Annotated in this window: 15 protein-coding genes, 1 tRNA gene and 2 pseudogenes; 7 read left to right on the forward strand and 11 right to left on the reverse strand. The window is 36.5% G+C overall.

The window, feature by feature from the left end; all coding sequences use genetic code 11:
* Nucleotides 1-169: 169 nt before the first annotated feature.
* From NNJ73_RS09345 to NNJ73_RS09355, 3 genes are read right to left on the reverse strand one after another with little or no spacing between them, the layout of a single operon-like run.
* Nucleotides 170-490 carry an addiction module antidote protein gene (locus NNJ73_RS09345; RefSeq protein ID WP_254493832.1) on the reverse strand — a complete coding sequence of 107 codons (321 nt, stop codon included), beginning with the start codon at nt 488-490 and terminating at the stop codon, nt 170-172.
* A gap of 56 nt (nt 491-546) precedes the next feature.
* Nucleotides 547-870: a type II toxin-antitoxin system PemK/MazF family toxin gene (locus NNJ73_RS09350; protein WP_254493833.1), complete on the reverse strand. Its 324-nt coding sequence runs from the start codon at nt 868-870 to the stop codon at nt 547-549.
* On the reverse strand, nt 870-1,094 hold the full coding sequence (locus NNJ73_RS09355) for an antitoxin MazE family protein (protein ID WP_254493834.1): 225 nt from the start codon (nt 1,092-1,094) through the stop codon (nt 870-872). Before NNJ73_RS09355 ends, NNJ73_RS09350 begins: the two co-directional genes overlap by 1 nt.
* A 136-nt stretch (nt 1,095-1,230) precedes the next feature.
* On the opposite strand from NNJ73_RS09355, the gene NNJ73_RS09360 reads away from it, so the two are divergent.
* From NNJ73_RS09360 to NNJ73_RS09375, 4 genes are read left to right on the forward strand one after another with little or no spacing between them, the layout of a single operon-like run.
* The gene (locus NNJ73_RS09360) at nt 1,231-1,893 is read left to right on the forward strand and encodes a lysozyme (protein WP_254493835.1); all 663 of its coding nucleotides are present in this window, start codon (nt 1,231-1,233) and stop codon (nt 1,891-1,893) included.
* Complete coding sequence (locus tag NNJ73_RS09365) at nt 1,890-2,117, forward strand: hypothetical protein (protein WP_254493836.1); 228 nt, start codon at nt 1,890-1,892, stop codon at nt 2,115-2,117. The genes NNJ73_RS09360 and NNJ73_RS09365 overlap by 4 nt, the downstream gene beginning before the upstream one ends.
* Nucleotides 2,050-2,253 carry a hypothetical protein gene (locus NNJ73_RS09370; protein ID WP_254493837.1) on the forward strand — a complete coding sequence of 68 codons (204 nt, stop codon included), beginning with the start codon at nt 2,050-2,052 and terminating at the stop codon, nt 2,251-2,253. The genes NNJ73_RS09365 and NNJ73_RS09370 overlap by 68 nt, the downstream gene beginning before the upstream one ends.
* Nucleotides 2,246-2,458: a hypothetical protein gene (locus NNJ73_RS09375; RefSeq protein WP_208441550.1), complete on the forward strand. Its 213-nt coding sequence runs from the start codon at nt 2,246-2,248 to the stop codon at nt 2,456-2,458. The genes NNJ73_RS09370 and NNJ73_RS09375 overlap by 8 nt, the downstream gene beginning before the upstream one ends.
* A 113-nt stretch (nt 2,459-2,571) precedes the next feature.
* Here the strand turns inward: NNJ73_RS09375 and NNJ73_RS09380 are convergent, their stop codons facing one another.
* From NNJ73_RS09380 to NNJ73_RS09400, 5 genes and pseudogenes are all read right to left on the reverse strand, one after another.
* Nucleotides 2,572-2,853 carry a type II toxin-antitoxin system YafQ family toxin gene (locus NNJ73_RS09380; RefSeq protein WP_254493838.1) on the reverse strand — a complete coding sequence of 94 codons (282 nt, stop codon included), beginning with the start codon at nt 2,851-2,853 and terminating at the stop codon, nt 2,572-2,574.
* A gap of 12 nt (nt 2,854-2,865) precedes the next feature.
* Nucleotides 2,866-3,141 (reverse strand): type II toxin-antitoxin system RelB/DinJ family antitoxin, encoded by a 276-nt coding sequence (locus NNJ73_RS09385; protein ID WP_254493839.1) that lies wholly within the window; start codon nt 3,139-3,141, stop codon nt 2,866-2,868.
* A gap of 120 nt (nt 3,142-3,261) precedes the next feature.
* The gene (locus tag NNJ73_RS09390) at nt 3,262-3,849 is read right to left on the reverse strand and encodes an antA/AntB antirepressor family protein (RefSeq protein ID WP_254493840.1); all 588 of its coding nucleotides are present in this window, start codon (nt 3,847-3,849) and stop codon (nt 3,262-3,264) included.
* Nucleotides 3,850-4,121: 272 nt separating this feature from the next.
* Nucleotides 4,122-5,279: pseudogene (locus NNJ73_RS09395) on the reverse strand (tyrosine-type recombinase/integrase).
* 1,993 nt (nt 5,280-7,272) lie between these two features.
* Nucleotides 7,273-7,863 carry a hypothetical protein gene (locus tag NNJ73_RS09400; RefSeq protein ID WP_254493841.1) on the reverse strand — a complete coding sequence of 197 codons (591 nt, stop codon included), beginning with the start codon at nt 7,861-7,863 and terminating at the stop codon, nt 7,273-7,275.
* 913 nt (nt 7,864-8,776) lie between these two features.
* Here NNJ73_RS09400 and NNJ73_RS09405 point away from each other — a divergent pair.
* Together NNJ73_RS09405 and NNJ73_RS09410 are read left to right on the forward strand one after the other, a co-directional pair.
* Nucleotides 8,777-9,253, forward strand: a complete 477-nt coding sequence (locus NNJ73_RS09405; RefSeq protein ID WP_254493842.1) for a hypothetical protein — start codon at nt 8,777-8,779, stop codon at nt 9,251-9,253.
* A pseudogene (locus NNJ73_RS09410) lies at nt 9,250-10,471 on the forward strand (MFS transporter). The gene NNJ73_RS09405 and the pseudogene NNJ73_RS09410 overlap by 4 nt, the downstream one beginning before the upstream one ends.
* Before the next feature lie 351 nt (nt 10,472-10,822).
* Here the strand turns inward: NNJ73_RS09410 and NNJ73_RS09415 are convergent.
* Nucleotides 10,823-10,913 (reverse strand) — tRNA-Ser (locus tag NNJ73_RS09415).
* Nucleotides 10,914-11,228: 315 nt separating this feature from the next.
* Here NNJ73_RS09415 and NNJ73_RS09420 point away from each other — a divergent pair.
* The gene (locus tag NNJ73_RS09420; RefSeq protein ID WP_254493843.1) at nt 11,229-12,443 is read left to right on the forward strand and encodes a porin; all 1,215 of its coding nucleotides are present in this window, start codon (nt 11,229-11,231) and stop codon (nt 12,441-12,443) included.
* 1,296 nt (nt 12,444-13,739) lie between these two features.
* Here the strand turns inward: NNJ73_RS09420 and NNJ73_RS09425 are convergent.
* Nucleotides 13,740-14,546, reverse strand: a complete 807-nt coding sequence (locus NNJ73_RS09425) for an N-acetylmuramoyl-L-alanine amidase (RefSeq protein ID WP_254493844.1) — start codon at nt 14,544-14,546, stop codon at nt 13,740-13,742.
* Between the two features lie 1,249 nt (nt 14,547-15,795).
* Nucleotides 15,796-16,527, reverse strand: a complete 732-nt coding sequence (locus tag NNJ73_RS09430; protein WP_254493845.1) for an alpha/beta fold hydrolase — start codon at nt 16,525-16,527, stop codon at nt 15,796-15,798.
* Nucleotides 16,528-16,690 lie beyond the last annotated feature (163 nt).

The following is a 16,690-nucleotide window of genomic DNA, read 5'->3' on the forward strand; positions in this document are numbered from 1 at the left end:
GCCAAGTACACTTAAAATCTTAACAGTTCTTACAGATTTTGGAGATTCAGAGTTACCGCATAGCATGGATTCTTTATTGCGCGCTTATGAACCCAATTTTGAGAACCCCATTAAAAAGGTTGCTTAAAGTAAAACACCCCCTTCCCCATCTTTTAAAATGGGGAGGTGGTTAAGATACTTCTTCTAAAGCCGTTTGTTCCTTACAATTATTTTTGATAGGCGTTAAACTCATTTGTAAATCTAAAGCACTTAAAACGCTAAGAAACGTAGAAAGACGTGGATCACCTTTATCACTAAAAGAACGATAAAGAGACTCTCTTGATAGCCCTGTATTTTGAGCGATTTTACTCATTCCTTGGTTTTTCGCTATGATGCCAAGAGCATGGGCAAGATACTTACTATCTTTGCTTTCAAGAGCATCTTCTAAAAGAATTCTTTGTGTCTCAGGTGTCTTGAAATATTCACTTGTGTGAAATTTAGTAATTTCCATGTTTCATTTCCTTTACTAATTGAAAAGCTTTTTCGATATCCCTCTGTTGTGTAGATTCATTTTACTATTCCTAAAAATACAGCTAAACAACGTTCAATCTCCTGCATTTCCTTTGCTTGAAGAGAGCCAAAAATGGAACTCATTTTTTCACATCTTACAGTCATGATCTTATCAATCATAACTTGCGAAGGCTTTTGTAAACCATTTTTAGCGTTTGGCTGAAGAGTAATACGGAGTAATGGTGCATCAATAAGTGTACTTGTAATCGGTAAAACCGTCATGCTTGTATGTTCACTAAATTCATTCGCTTGAATGATCAATGCAGGTCTTGGTTTACCAAAATCACCTTGCATAGCTATTGTTACGAGAGAACCGCGCATTATTCTGTCCAGCCATCAACATCCGTTAAAGATTGATCCATAAATAACTGTATAGATGTATCAGATTTATCCCTTTTTGCCACTAAACGGGATTGACGGCGACACTCTTCTGCAAAGCCTGGTCTGCGTGTATCTGGAACCCAAATTTGCATTAAACGCAGACCTGCTTTTCTTTGTGCATTACGATGTTTTTGAACCCGTTCATTAACGTGCATTGTACCCATAATAAAATCTCCTCTTGTTTCATGTAACGTATAACACAGAAAAAAGTTACATGAAACAAAATAAAACGCAATCATCACAATTTTTAACATTCACTCAGCCTCACCTTGTGTGGGGCTTTTTTTAATGGAGAACTTTATGCGAAAAATATCACAAGAAGGGCTTGCTCTCATAAAACAATGGGAAGGCTTGCGCTTAAACGCTTATAAAGACGCCATCGGTGTGTGGACAATCGGTTATGGACATACAAACAGTGCCGGAAAACCTTTTGTTCGCAAAGGCATGACAATTACTGAAAAACAAGCCGAAGAACTTCTTTGTAAAGACTTAAGACAATTTGAAAATGCCGTTGAACGCACTGTTACAGTTTCCTTAACAGATGAACAATTCGCGGCATTGGTTTCCTTTTGCTATAATGTAGGAACAACAGCTTTTTGCAATTCCACCCTGCTAAAAAAGCTCAATCAAGGTGAATATGAAGCAGTCCCGGCCGAATTACAAAAATGGACCAAAGCGGGTGGTAAACGCTTGCAAGGTCTCGTACACCGGCGTGTCGCAGAAGCAGGATTATGGGCGAAAGGCGCTTATGTTTCCTCCAACTATCAAACCGTAGAAACAAAGGATTCAACAGCGCTCTTTAAAGCAGAAGCATTGGCACCAGTCATTGGCTCTTTTTCAGGTCTTGGTGGCTTATTAGCAGGCAATGGTCCAGTGCAATGGGCTCTCGCTACCATCATGGTTCTAGCTGCAGGTGTTGGTCTTTTCTTTGTTGCCAAACGCTTTCAGGAGCACCGACTATGATCTTATGGATGAAAAAAAATCTGCTGTTAACAGGTGCGGCACTAGCCGCTTTTTTTATGGCTTTAGCCAAAGCTTTCATGCTTGGCAAAAAAGCAGAACAGCAAAAGCAAACAGAAAAAATGCTAAAGGCAGCAAAAACACGTCTGGAGGTGGAAAATGAAGTTAATCAAAAAAGCGATTCTGATGTGCGCACTGCTCTCTCTCGCTGGTTGCGTAACAAATAACTATGTCTCTTGTGTTGGTTGGTTACCCATTTATTTAAACAAAAGAGATGTTAACGTCATCAGTTCAAGCTTAGCAAGAGATATCTTAAAACATAACACCCTAGGTGAACGTTTGTGTGGATGGAAACATGGCTAGAAGAAAAACAAGAGACGATATAGAGCTTACAGAAGCGGAAAAAGAAATCCTTCAAGAAATCATCATGACCTACAAAAGTGTAAAGGTGATGTCGCGTTATACGAAATGGATTGTACTCATTATACTCTTATTAGCGCTTGATTTTTCACGTATTATGGATGCATTTGTAAGTATTTTTACACAAAAACCAAATATCCGTCTTTAAATACACTTCAAGATGTGCAAAATTTTTTAGCCAATAGATTTTTAATTTTGCACGTCTCATGAAGGCGATGAACAATGTTTTTACACATTTTAAACAGTGGTTTTGAAAAATTGTCATAAACGCAATTCAGAATGTGAACCAAGCCTTAAAAGTTCTAATGTTTCATCATCAGGCTTTCGATAGATCAAAACCAAATCTGGTTTGATATGGCAATCATGACAGTTCTTCCATTGACCTGTTAGTGCGTGATCTTTCCACTGAACTTTTAAGGGTTCGTTTTCCGCTAATAATTTGATCACAAGCAGCAAGTCTGTCTCTAATGTATCAGCATATCTCCCCCTACTTTCACGTTTAAGATCACGCCGAAAAGACTTCGTATAAACAATTTCCCGCATAGCTAACTAAAATCACTTTGCAGATTTACATACTTCGGCTTTATCCTCACGAATCATGGCGCGCAAATCATCTAATGACGTACGTTCGACACGTCCCATCTCAGCATCTTCTATAGCCCGCAATGTTTCCGGATTGGGTTGAAAGAGATCAAGTGGCAATGCTCTATCTCTAGCAATGCGGGTCATAAACATACGGACCGCATCTGATACAGTCAAACCCGTAGATTTGATAACCGCACTTGCAACTTCTTGAACTTCATCAGGGATGCGTGCTTGAATTTTACCCATTTGCCTCAATTTCCTATTTATTTGTACTACAATGTACTACATTTAAGACTCATGTCAAGAGATTTATCTAATAATTCCCTCCCCGCTTTTAAAACGGGGAGATGAACCATACTTTTAAAATTAAGCTGCTTTCACAACAGATCTTGCTAAAACCTGCTTTGCTTCTTTAATAAGAGCTTTATATTTTCTGTTTTCTTCATCAACTCTAAAAGCATCAACGAGACGAACATGGATAGGACCTAAAAGATACAAAGCTTTTTCACCGGCATTCATACCCTCCCAATAACTTGGCAAATCAAAACGTGTATCTTCATAATTAACAGATTGGCTTTTCAACTTTTTCTCACATTCAATAAAATAACGACGCGCCTGCCTACCTTTCTCATTGCGCTCTACCATAGAGAGTTCCTTTGCCATATCTAAAGTGAGATGATATTCTGTACTTGGACGACCACCTTTAGGTTTTACTCTTTTTTGAGTAAAACTCACAAAGTCTTGATTTTCTTGAGAGGTATTAGGTTTCGCTAAAATTTTAGCGAAACTTATAAAGTCCTTATTTTCTAGGAAGCCGTATTCCTCAATACGATTTTTAATCCAATCTCTAAAATTAGATTTAACTTCTAAAAATGCATGCAATTCGCGTGCATTTACTGTCTGAACAGTTTCTTGATCAATCGTTTGTTCCGTAATTTTAATGAGAGTGTTCATTATGAAATCCTTGTTGATTAGGTTTTCTATTGACATCCAACAAAGAATGCCGGGTGCTAGAAAACACGGCAACAAGCCCGTCGTTATGCCTTCCCCTAAAAGAGTATTGTATAGCATAACCACACCCGACAACATATTATATGCGTACAGCATACAATGAGTCAAAGCTTTTAGTTTGCGGAAAATTAGTTATTTCGGCAACCAATCCGCTTGTTGTTTTAAGGTGTTTTCTAGGCACCTAATTTGACAATAGACACATTGTTATAAGTCTGTCAAGTCTCTCCAGTTATAAATGCAGCCCACTGTTCCATGAGAACGTGTCGTTGTTCTAAAAAATCTGTCCGCATATAAGCTTTTGTCACTGAACTCCCAACGGAATGCGCAAGAACAGTTTCAGCAATCTCAAAAGGCGTTGACGTTGTCTCTGCTATCCAGTCACGAAGACTAGATCTGAAACCATGGGGTCTATAATCAAAATCTTTGTCTTTCATGAATTTAGAAAGTGTTACATCAGATATAGGCTTTCCAGAACTCCCAGCAAATAAAAAACCTTTTTTCTCAAAAGGGAGAGATTTTTTAATCACTTTCAAAGCTTCATCACTCAATGGCACGCGAAAATCTGAAACTTTCCCTACAATACCTTTCATATTTTCTTTCGGTATTGTCCATATACCCTTATCTATTTGTTCAAGACGTAAATATCGCAATGGATATGACCGTACTCCAGTCAAAACAAGGAGCTTTAGTGCTAAATTAGAAAGGATCTTATCATCCAAGCTCTGATAAAAAGCTGGAACTTCTTGCCATGGCATAGCTGGAATATTTGTTGATGTAACACGAGTTTTTCCTAAAAGTGCGCGTGCTTTCATACAGGCTTGTAAATCAACATCCAAACCAAGAGCCGCAGCATATTTCAAGCAAATGTTAATACGATTAAGTGCTTTTCGCGCTGTATCTGCTTTTTCATGCCAAAGAGGTGAGAGAACATTGCGAATGATATTTGCTGTTAATTGTTCTATAGGCAAATTCCCTATGTGTGGGATAACATGTAACTCCAGCAGAGAAAACCAACGCCCACTTTTGCCTTCATTTTTTAACTCTGCTTTTTTACTTTCAAAAGCCGCCTGCGCAACTTCTTTAAAGCTATTGCTTTGCTGCTTTAAGACAGTTTGTTCTCGAAAGACAATAGGATCATTACCTTCTTTAAGAATATCGCTATAATATCTTGCAAGCTCTCATGCTTCTTTTAAAGAAAGTCTTGTGACAGGACCAAGCCCCATTTCACGGCGCTTATTGTGGTGTGTATAGCTAAAAAACCAAGAGCGTGTATTGTCTTTTCGAACATTCAACCATAGCCCCGCCCCATCACAATATTTGCCCTGAGGAGATGCCTTTACGAATGCCGCTGATAATCTATGAATCGCCCTCACTTAATTTACCTTCTCGTCCACCTTTTTTGGTCCACCTTTTAGACCACCTTAAATTTTTGATTTGAGATTTTTTCTTTAATCCTTAATTTTTTTATTGGAACATAAAAAACTATACATATCAATACGCTCTTACACATATTTATATACTTTGAATCTTGTTGATAAAGCCTAGATAGCCTCTCCAGGGCACCATCAACTTTATATCAACAGTAACTTTTTTATTTTATACACATTTTTTTATGTAAGAGCCATACAAATAAACATAAGGGTATAGGATTTTTTAACACGTCCCTCAATTATTTTAAATCAAGACTTTTTTGAAGGTATTTTTGTCATCCGTAATGCCAAAAAAATCGCCACTTCTAAAAAGTCAAAATCTTTAAAGATCTCTCGAACCGCATCAGAATCATTCAACCTCAAAATAAATGATCCTTGAGTATTTAAAAACCTATACCCTTTAAAATCATAAAGAAAAATGTAACTTCCCTATAAAACCTGTTCAATCAAAACAGAAGTCTCTCAATCATAAAATCTAATTACCATTATCTCCCTCTCCCAACAAAGAGATAGTCCTTACATTTGCACATGTCTTATATTTGACAACCAACATCATGATCTATGAGAAAAAACTTTACGCTCTGTTGTTTGTAATTCAAAAAAATACCCCCGAACTCATTAAACTTTAACTCCAATAAAATTGAAAAGTCAGCACAAAATGATGAACCATAAAAGTTCAAATAAAATGGATTATACAGACTATAACAAATAAGAAAAATTCTCTTTTTGGAAATCACTTTTCAAAAAAAATTACTTGATAAGAAAGTAGAAGAGCATGGAACGGAAATACATTTTTAAAATATCCGTACACATTCTAACTGGTAAAGAGAATACTTTTTAGTAGCGAACTCAAAATAGTTTATTATCAATGATATCAGGAGAATTGGCTTTTCTACACTACCATGCCTCAAGAAAAAACGTAGAAATATAAAGCGCACAATCACCCATTATAAGAGAAAACTTTGATCACAGATCTGAGTTCTATTTTTTGAACCCACTTTTTTCTCTCTCTGAAACATGAGACAATTTATTCAACCACGAGTATTACACATCACCATGCTAAAAAACGAATGCTCTAAAAAAATTCGAATCCTTGTGCCGTTTTTATTATTCTTTCTTGAATAATCCCTCGATTGCTGCATCTCGTTCTTTAATCATTTTTTCTAATTCTGCAATGACCTTTTTATACAATTTTGAACGCTTAAGAAAAAAATAATAAAGTGTAATAATCGCTATGTTTAAAACACAACCAATAATTATAATAGCGATAAAAAACAAAATCATAAGAGCCGTTCATTTTTCTCTCCTTTTTTGTGCTATAAGAGCTTTACTCGCTGCTCAAGAGTATCTTCTAATTGCTGAAGTGTTTTTTTATTTCTTTGTCAATCGTATGTGTAAAATTAAAATAATCGGAGAAGCTATCGAAAAACATAACGAAATGAATGCGATAAAAACGCATATAAGAGTAAGAATATCGAACTCTCTATTGACTTCACCCAACATCTGGATAACAAAGCCTAAAGCCATATTTATCATAAACACGCTAAAGATTATTTTATAATCCTTCGATGAAAATACCATAGCTCCACGTTAAGACTTTAGATTCTTTGCCAAACTAAAGAGACTCCCGAAATTTTATGATCTGAATTTTAAAGCGTCTTATACAATGGTTGTGTTTCTTATCTTTTCATACTGGTCTCATTTTATTCTTCATTTTCGGAGCGTATTTCTCGTGTTTCTCCATATCTTTTCCATCTATCTTTTTCTGCTCTTTCACAGTTTCTGTTACACAAAAAACAAAGAGTCCCTATAATAACCGTAACGGATATGATGAGTACTATTGCAAATCCCACCGATTATTCCTTTTTCAATAAAATTGTTGTTAATCATCTCATGCACTCTTCCCCATTGCATCGATGAACAACTTTCTGTTTCTTTATCGCGATATTTTCTTCAGACTTTTAAGTTTGTTGTTTAAACGATCAACTTCGTGATTAAGCCTTTCAATCTCTTTATTAAGTCCATCAACATGCCCATGATGTTTAGAAATAACTTCTAAAGTATGTAATGACTGAGACTGATTCTTAAATTGATCGACTTTGTTTAACCCTCGAAAGGCTTCTGTTCTTTTCTCAACATGTTCAAATAGCGTAAAAAACTTCTCAATCCGCTCCAAAATTGCAGTGTTTCGTTTTTGCGTTATCTCATATTTATAAGTAAGTTGTTTGTTGTTTGGCATAGTTTTCAGCAATGCCAAATAAAGTTCCTGCTGTTCAAGAGCACTTCTCTTCAAATCCTCTACCGCTATCCCTAATACCTTCATTGTATCATACCATCCCCGTTGCGCATTTTCTTTTTCAAACTCAACAGAATCCAGCCTCTGGACAGCATCATCCCGCTCCTTAACGACTTGGGAACAAAATAATTTATCCACGCCCGTATAGCTATGCGAGGCGGACACAAGATATGCCAGCAAAAATATGATCAGCAATAAGCCCTCTCTCAACAGAATTTTTTTTGTAAACATTTTTCCATTTTCTCGTACAAAACACCTTGAAATAAACACCTAAATTCTCATCAAAAAATTCGGAATGAAATTTATTCAATCCCGTTAAAATAATCTATGATAAAAATAGATGAATTATACACCAATGAAACATTATACAAATAAAATAGAGATATAAAAATTAATTTATTCAACAGATTAGTCATAACTTTTCTATTTAGCTCTATATCTCCATGGGAGAAATTTAATCACTTTATACGTGAATTAATAAAGAGTTTATATAATATTATAAATCACTCAAAAGTAATATTTTAATTAATAATTATACTTCCCCTCATAAAATGAGGGATGCAATGAGCAAAGTTATAATTTGAAAGACAAGATATATTATTGCTCGCAAAAGAAATGTCGTTTTGGAGCGTGCTAAAAAATGTTTATGATCAATGATAAATGAGAGGCATGAATTGAGGGAATTTGATTGCTCTTACAGCGCAGTGAATCAAAAAACGGTAGGTGAAGTTTAAAATTCACCATTATTTGTCATGAGATGAAAGCTTTCATCTCACGTTTGACTTCTTCATTTTTTCTGTCTGTAATCTCTAAAGAATATCTTCAATAAGCGCTCTTTTAGGTTGTCATTTTTATGATAAAAGTAACGGTTATCGATCTTCTATTTAGGATACCGTTTTGCAAAAGAGGATCGTCATTTGACGGATATGGTGAGATTTATGTATTGAGTTACGATGTATCATGCAATACCTCCTTGTGGATAAGAAATTTAATTCTTAATCGTAATGATGTAATCGAAGTAACCGACCTTGCCAGACAATTTTTTAATAAAATAAAGAAAGATGGGTTCTAAACACAACTGTTTTTAGAAGTAAATTACCTACGGAGAAACAGTTAGAGAGAAATGGGGGACATACAAATGTTGATGAGCGTAAAAAAAGACATCAAAAAATTACCTAAAATCGATTTATGGACTATTTTTGCTATTTCTCTTGTTCCGCAAAAAGAATGGATCAATGAATGGTGTGTAAAAAATAAACACCCCTTTATAAACTTTGATTGTGTCAATCATCTTGCTATCTTGGGTTTATTTTATAGATCTAAACAAAATAGTTGCTATGGCAGCAACAAACCCACAAACAATTTCCCTCAAAAGATGACGATTTCATTCATGAGGCTTATGTTGCGCCTCATAATCACTTCAACGTTTTATCATTTCCTCTCATTAATAAGCTTTGAGGTCCCATATGGACCAAAGCGCCTTTTAAATTTTGGGATGGTTATCGACAACAGCTTTCCACGGCTCCCTGAACGGCGATATGAAACCGCTAACGCTTCACAGAAAAACATTCTCTTCAATGAGAGTTCTCGCTGTACAATCATCTATGGAACAACACAATGAACAGACCACGCACCCTTGCTCTTACCTATGGCTCTTATAATGCCGTACGTATGCTCATTGGTGTCTACCATGCGATTTTTTTAATGTCTATGGGAGTTAGTCCCGCGCAATTGGCGCTGCTTCAAGTTGTCTTTTTCACAACTATTCTCCTGCTTGATTTTCCTTGTGCTGTTTTAGCGGATAGATATCGACGTAAATATTCCGTAATAGCTGGTGTCTTTATGACGGGAGTATTTTATCTTCTATGCCTTCAAGACCCTAATATGACAGCGCTCATTATTGCGCAAATTCTCTATGCAGCAGGCATTTGTATTATTTGTCAGCGCCATTGACGGATGGATTGACCATTCTCTTGGTGATAAACACGATCACTTTTCACATTATGCGCATCTTTATCACCAAGTGAACTCTTTCGGAAGTATTTTCAGTGGGATCGTAGGCATTGGAACGATCTATTATTCTGGACAATATTTTATGGGATATATTATCTCATGCCTCATGATGGGGGCTATTTTTTTGGTCTTCCTTATTGTTACTGAAGAAAAGAAATCAGTGATTGAAACACACACAACAAAAACAATCTTGCACAATGCCAAGGAAACACTGTGGATCTTTCAAAACACCTTGGGAGGCGCATGGTTTATTTTCCTCATGTGTCTTTTTAGCGCTGGAATTCAGATTATTTATCATTTCTGGCAACCAATTATCCTTGGCAAGGGGGGAAAAATTGATCACCTCAATGGTTCGCAAATGTTGCTCCTCATGTGCTGTCATATTGGAGCCTTTTCAGCACAGTATTTTTCAAATTTACTCATGTCTAAGTACCATATTCTTGATAAAAAATATAAGGATTCTATTAAATATTTTTCCTTCTTTTCTTCTCTGATGTGCATTGCACTCTATCTTTTCGTTCATAACAATCAAACAGCTGCATCCGTCATTGCGTTCTCTTTAATTCATGGATTTATTTGCACTGTCCCGATAGGAGCAAAAAGCTTATTTTTCTCAGAACTGAATCAAACACAAACGCAGCATATTTCTGGTGTTATCGGTGCTGTATCTTTTAGCGGCAGACTATTTTCAATTACCGTATTAAGTATTATTTCTTTTCTTCCTGCAAAAATTTCTCCCTCTTATTACCTCATCTTACCGACCCTTACCTTTTTCCTGTGTGGTTTGGTCATCATGAGATGGATAAAACACTCTCAAAAGTCTTAATAAGAGAAAAACCAACCCCAACAAAGTTTTTTCTAAAGATTTCCTTCTAAAAGAGATCGAGACTTTTTTAGACCCTTGCCATATCGAGCTTTCAACAGACACCATATTGATAAAACAATAATTTATAATAATCATAGACCGAACTCGAATATCGTAAGATTTTTTCAAATCTGATTTATCTTGAATCAATCAAAATCATTTGCTTGCACGTCAAAAGCGAGACTGGCGTATGGGTAAAAACGATGTTAAAAGGAAAGAGAATTCTTAATAAACGCTCAGTGTCAAGGGGTATTGCCACACGTGCTTAAAATTCCTACACTTAAACTATAATGCACTGATTTTATAGAAGAATGGCGGAGAGGAAGAGATTCGAACTCTCGAGAGCCTTTTGAGCCCTACTCCCTTAGCAGGGGAGCGCCTTCGACCACTCGGCCACCTCTCCAAGGAGTTGCATAAATGGTATCAATAGAAAGTTCAAGACATTTTCGATTTTTTTCCCAAATATCTGAAATTTTTTTTTCTTTATTCACTCCATGGGGCCCAAAGTTAACGAAACAAAAATTGTGTCTTTTTTACCACATCTTCTCGAATAGTACATAGATACATTACAAAAAGTTCATTTCATATTTGAAACTCTAGAAAGATTAGTATAGCTAGGATAATAAGTACCGCGTATTTTACTTATGCCTTTATCTTTAATGCATTAGGCAAATGATATTCTTTAGAAGAAAATTAAACGGACCTTCGGAGATCCCATATGAATATTAAATCCCTCTTTTTAAGCTCTACAGCAGCTTTTTTAGCAATTTCTGGAGCGCATGCTGCTTCAACAGTTGTTGCCGAACCTGAACCCGTAGAATATGTTCGCGTTTGTGATGCCTACGGAAAAGGATATTTCTATATCCCTGGAACGGAGACCTGTATGCGTTTGTCAGGAAGTGTTCGTGCTGATTTTGTTGGCGGTGGTAATATCGATGCAACCAACGAAGCTGAACTGAACAACAAAAGAAAAACCTATGGCTCATCATCACGGCTTACTCTTGTTTTTCAAGCCGCTTCTGAAACAGAAATGGGAACCCTTCGTTCATATGCGAGAATTTTCTCAAGCTGGGGTGATGGTAAAGATGGCTCTGGTGCAAAACTTTCAGCTGCTTATATTGAACTGGGTGGTTTTCGTGTAGGTCTTGACGATACCATTTTCAACAGCTGGACTGGTGGGTATGGGAATGTTCTCAATGATGACAGCGTAGCGCCTGCCGGTACAACACGCACCAATTTTATTTCCTACACCTTTAACGGTGATTCCGGATTTTCTGCTATTATCGGAGTTGAAGTAGGCAATAATGCAGACTCTTTTCCTGACGTAAAAGAAACAAGAGAAATAGGAAACAACTATATTGAGAAAAATGGGAAACTTGTTCCTGTCACAAACGATACGCTTCCAAGTAAAGGAATTAAAAATTACACCCCCAATGTGGTTTTGGGTATAAAGTTTATGCAACAATGGGGTGGTTTTTCAGCTGTTGCCGCATATGATGCTTACTACAAAAAGTGGGCTGGGAAAGTTCGTGCAGATTTCAATGTTAACGACCGTTTCAACCTATGGGTGATGGCTGGCTATAAAAATGGTGTTGATTACTACACAGAAAATGCAAATGGTGAGTTATCACGATACAGCACAACGATCTATGCAAACTGGGGTGGTAAATGGGCTGCTTGGGCAGGTGCCACTTACAAACTCACGCCACAAGCAGATTTGAATGCTCAAATTTCCTATAGTGCTGTAAAAACCTTTGCAACGTCTGTCAATATTGCATACACGCTGGTTCCAGGTCTTGTGATTACACCTGAATTGACCTACGTTTCTTGGAACGATGATCGCGTTATAAAGGATGCACATGAGAATGAAAAACATTTCTTTCATGGAAAAAGTGCTTTCCAAGGTATGATCCGTTTACAGCGTTCATTCTAATTCTATTAAGCTAGAGCTTTCAAAAACTGGCAACTCATGTTGCCAGTTTTTATTTTTTGCAATCAAATATCATGAGCAATCTTTCCGGATACTTATTTTATTAATCCTTCTAACAAAAGGTGACTTAATTTCACAAAAATATTCTTAGAAAGTTAACCTTATGAGCTTGATAAAAAAGACTTCATAGGATGTTACTCATCAATTCAAACAATCTCTTTCTTGCTCTTAAAGCGTGCTCCATTGCTTTATCCCCAAATTGATCTTCCTTGATACTTTACATCTAACCTTTATAATTTAAGACATGATCTTCTCAAGTAAGTCCCATCCTGAATATTCAGTGTAACCGCACTGAACAAGGGAACTCATTCCCCCTTAAAGAACGAAGTTTTCTACCAACATCAGTGTGTAAATAATTCAATTGCTCTGGAGAATTCACCTGGGTGGATTCCTTATGGTTCACTTACACAAGGCTCTACAGATAAGCCCCACCCTAAATATTTTCCACTCTCTAATTTTTAAAATACTTAAAAGTTTTGTATTTTTTATGTCTCTGTATCACACCTTTAATGATGGTGTTTTACAGCATAATAGAATAAAATATTGAAGCAAAATAGTACATTGATTTATAATGATAATTTATCTTTATTCAACTTGAATGAGAAACCTGAATACCGTAAGGTCTCATTTCAAATCTCTCCATGTTGAATCAAGCAAAATCATTCCCTTGCACATCACAAGGAGGTCTGGCCTATAAATAAAAGCTGAATAAAAAAGAACGACAAATGCCTATGAATCGTTAAAATGTCAAAGACTGTCGTGCAATACTGAAAGCGAGCAAAGTGTATAAGGCTTTTATGAAATGTAGGGATGATGATGCACAATAGACGATACACTTCACAGAGGATTTTACACTCTTTACGAAGATCGTTGCAAAACATGTGTGTGACATACCCCGAAAAATATTTTTTAAAACAAACAGGTGAACATGCAATAGAAGTTCATTTTGTTCGAGGTACTCTATCTTGCATGATCCCATTATACACAACATCTTAACTTTGGATACTTTTAAACGAAACAGAATATAAGAAAAAGAAACAGCAAAACTTCATCTCTGCAAGCCATAAAGTTTGCTATAGAGTTATCTTTCCATAAAATGCCTTATACCATCCATACGATTTTTAAAACGATAAATGCTCTTTGTTATATGAAACCAATCAGCAAAAAATAAGCGCTTTTAAAAAACAAAAAGCGCTCACCCGTCATCATAAAATATCTTTTAATTCAAACGAATTGAATTCACGAAAAATATTTATCAACCAATGCATAAAGAATAGCCGCTGTTTCAACATCGAGAATCCCGTCATACTTTTCTTGACGAAAATGAAGTTGAAAAGCTCGGATCAAATTTTTATATCCTATTTCAGTAGATGCCGCTGAAATATCATACCCATAACATTTCAGCTTTGCCAAAACCTCCTCCTTGGACGGAAAACTCTTAGAAAATTGTTCCTGATAGCGACTTTTGGGCTCATCATCATACCACGCCCCTATCCCTGCCCTATAAAGCTCTTTCCACGGAAAAGCTGCTCCTGGATCACTTTTTCTCCCAATGGCAATATCACTATGCCCCACAACATCCGTTGGCGTAATATCAGGATACCGTTGAAGAATATTCAATGCAAGCTCTTTAACAGCATCAATTTGTATTGGATTATAAGGAGGAAAGCTAAACTCCTCGTTATGATGATTCATTAAATCAACGGTCTCTTCTGAAAACTCAGAATGACTCATTGCTAAATTAACGATTTCAATCCCAATAGATGAATCATTGAGATGACTATACCCAGCCCATGCGCTAACACCTGCATGCCATGCACGCTCATTCTCATCAACCAAATTAAAAATACGCATATCCTTAAATCCAGCTTCACGATATGTCTGCTCTGAAGGATCAGGAACGAGATAGTGTGCACTAACCTTTTCCCCTGTAAGTGCCATGATCGAGGCTTTAAAATCAATAGACGTATAATGCATGACAAGAAAACGAACGCGACGATTAAAACTCTTGACAGAACGATAACTGTTGTAATCAATCCGATACATAAAAGCCCTTTCTTTTTTGCTTTAGAAATTACCGCGTATCACAACAGAGAGAACACGAGCTGTTGAAAAAATTGCAATGGGCTTCCTATCTAGGCGAATTACGTCAAAAATTTGTTCATCCACACACACCACATCAAATGCTTTCCACAAAAATTCCCACATAATGATCAATTAAAAAGAAAATAAAAGCATAAAATGATCACTTCTTACAACTTCACCGTCTTACATAAAAAAGAGCTGTTCCTGTTATCAAATTGGGGAATATCCCCTGAAGCAAACACCTAACCATCGTGTAATCTACACAAAAGCATAAAGGAAACACTTTATGAGATCTTTACAGCAATTTATTGACCGCCAACTGAACCGTACATATTCACCATCAACGCTTCACGGACCTATTTGTCAATAAAACTTGCAAAGCTTTTCTGTCTAATGACACTGTATCTTATCTTTTCACAACATCTCTTTCTGATTTACAAAGAATATCGATTATTAACAACGCTTTTGAGGCACACAAAGTCTCTAGATTTTCTCCATATGCTCCTAAGGCAAGATAACAGATTAGTTTATAATAACCACATTAAGCTTTTTTTGCATCTTGGATGGAAGAACCGGATAAATCCTCTGCTATTGAATTCATTAAAGCCTTCTATTTTCACATCAAAAGCAGAAATTAACGGTTAAATAAAAGACACTGAAGAAACGAGTAAAAATACTTCTTATAAGAGCTAAAAACAACATTGTATGATGCATGTATCTTATCCCCTTAATCTCAAGAGCAAAATCCATTGCAGAATTGGACGTTAGAAAAGTAATACTCCGAAAATCCAATCCAGCCTAAAGACCTTCAATATTTTTTCTGATAACATAAAAATGAAAAAACTGCTGAGAACCAATGATGTATTTTACGGAACATCTATCAGCAAACAGACCTAACTTTTGGCACTAAAGAAGAATGGGAGAAAGATACAGAAATTAACGCTCCTCCTTAAATGAAGGACAAATTCTTTTGCTGCATCTCCTAGACCGGCAACAGCAGCAAGCAACAGAGCATCGCATTCTGTAATTTTTTACCAAAACTTTTTACCAAGTTGCTTGAGGAAGACAATCCCCTTCCCTTTTTCAACATTCCCACCCCATATCACCATAAGTGAATTCAATGGGCAACAATCATGACTCTAAGACCTTCAACACCCCTCACGGATTTCTGATCTCAGCCTATCACCGGCTAGCCCAAGAACTTTCTTTTTCATAATCTCTCCATCCATTCGCTAACGATTGCATTCGTCATAACAGGATTATCATCCCACAAACGCGTACCAGCCCCAGAAATTATTCGATATTCATGATTAACACATTGGCTTTTTGTTTGATTATCAACCGTTGCAAGTTGCGATTTTTCACCCACCAACGCTAAAAATTTTCCTTTATACTTAACAATCTCATCTCTAGCATCCAATGCCAATAAGAGTTTAAATCCTCTTGTCATCCGTTCAAGTGCCATGCTTTTTTGATCTTGCGGAATTTCCAAGGCAACTCTTTTTTTTATTACGCCACGAGAATGCATAAAAACATTGAGTGTTTCCAAAGCTCCTGCCAAATCATTATTTTCTAAATGAATCAAAATATCTCCAAGACGCTGCTGCAAAAGCTTATCTGGATAGCCAGGTGCATTGACAGCAAGTACAGCCCGCACATTAGGAAGCCGTGGTGCCAATATTTGTACCAACATTCCAGCCATAGAAAATCCCACAAGCACCGCAGGCTCTTTAAAATACTTTTCGAGTTTTTCTATCATAAAAGATAACGTTTCGATAGCAGAATAATTGAGAAAATGAGAACTCTTAGGAAAAAGCGAGAGCGTATCCAGCAGCGTTACTTGGAATCCTTTTGTCGCGCAGAGCTTTGTCAATGGAGCGCAAAAAGCCCCCTCATCCCAAATGGGCATCACAGGAGAAAGAATAACCACAGGACAGCTCATTGATCGGTCGCTCCTCTTGCTTCAACACACGCATCAGAGCCCAAGCTCTTTCCCCCAAATGTCATGAAAATACAGGTATAACAAAATTCTACGCCCACAAAATCCCCCCATAACAACCAATTTGTTAAATTCAAACGAAGCTTATGATCAATTTTAAACCTTC

This window comes from Bartonella sp. B1099, assembly GCF_944801835.1.
In the GTDB taxonomy this organism is placed as follows: domain Bacteria; phylum Pseudomonadota; class Alphaproteobacteria; order Rhizobiales; family Rhizobiaceae; genus Bartonella.

Bases quoted from the DNA above. Each gene is read 5' to 3' on its own strand.
- NNJ73_RS09345 (WP_254493832.1), bottom strand. From the start codon at position 490: ATGGAAATTACTAAATTTCACACAAGTGAATATTTCAAGACACCTGAG.
- NNJ73_RS09350 (WP_254493833.1), bottom strand. From the start codon at position 870: ATGCGCGGTTCTCTCGTAACAATAGCTATGCAAGGTGATTTTGGTAAA.
- NNJ73_RS09355 (WP_254493834.1), bottom strand. From the start codon at position 1,094: ATGGGTACAATGCACGTTAATGAACGGGTTCAAAAACATCGTAATGCA.
- NNJ73_RS09360 (WP_254493835.1), top strand. From the start codon at position 1,231: ATGCGAAAAATATCACAAGAAGGGCTTGCTCTCATAAAACAATGGGAA.
- NNJ73_RS09365 (WP_254493836.1), top strand. From the start codon at position 1,890: ATGATCTTATGGATGAAAAAAAATCTGCTGTTAACAGGTGCGGCACTA.
- NNJ73_RS09370 (WP_254493837.1), top strand. From the start codon at position 2,050: ATGAAGTTAATCAAAAAAGCGATTCTGATGTGCGCACTGCTCTCTCTC.
- NNJ73_RS09375 (WP_208441550.1), top strand. From the start codon at position 2,246: ATGGCTAGAAGAAAAACAAGAGACGATATAGAGCTTACAGAAGCGGAA.
- NNJ73_RS09380 (WP_254493838.1), bottom strand. From the start codon at position 2,853: ATGCGGGAAATTGTTTATACGAAGTCTTTTCGGCGTGATCTTAAACGT.
- NNJ73_RS09385 (WP_254493839.1), bottom strand. From the start codon at position 3,141: ATGGGTAAAATTCAAGCACGCATCCCTGATGAAGTTCAAGAAGTTGCA.
- NNJ73_RS09390 (WP_254493840.1), bottom strand. From the start codon at position 3,849: ATGAACACTCTCATTAAAATTACGGAACAAACGATTGATCAAGAAACT.
- NNJ73_RS09400 (WP_254493841.1), bottom strand. From the start codon at position 7,863: ATGTTTACAAAAAAAATTCTGTTGAGAGAGGGCTTATTGCTGATCATA.
- NNJ73_RS09405 (WP_254493842.1), top strand. From the start codon at position 8,777: ATGAGCGTAAAAAAAGACATCAAAAAATTACCTAAAATCGATTTATGG.
- NNJ73_RS09420 (WP_254493843.1), top strand. From the start codon at position 11,229: ATGAATATTAAATCCCTCTTTTTAAGCTCTACAGCAGCTTTTTTAGCA.
- NNJ73_RS09425 (WP_254493844.1), bottom strand. From the start codon at position 14,546: ATGTATCGGATTGATTACAACAGTTATCGTTCTGTCAAGAGTTTTAAT.
- NNJ73_RS09430 (WP_254493845.1), bottom strand. From the start codon at position 16,527: ATGAGCTGTCCTGTGGTTATTCTTTCTCCTGTGATGCCCATTTGGGAT.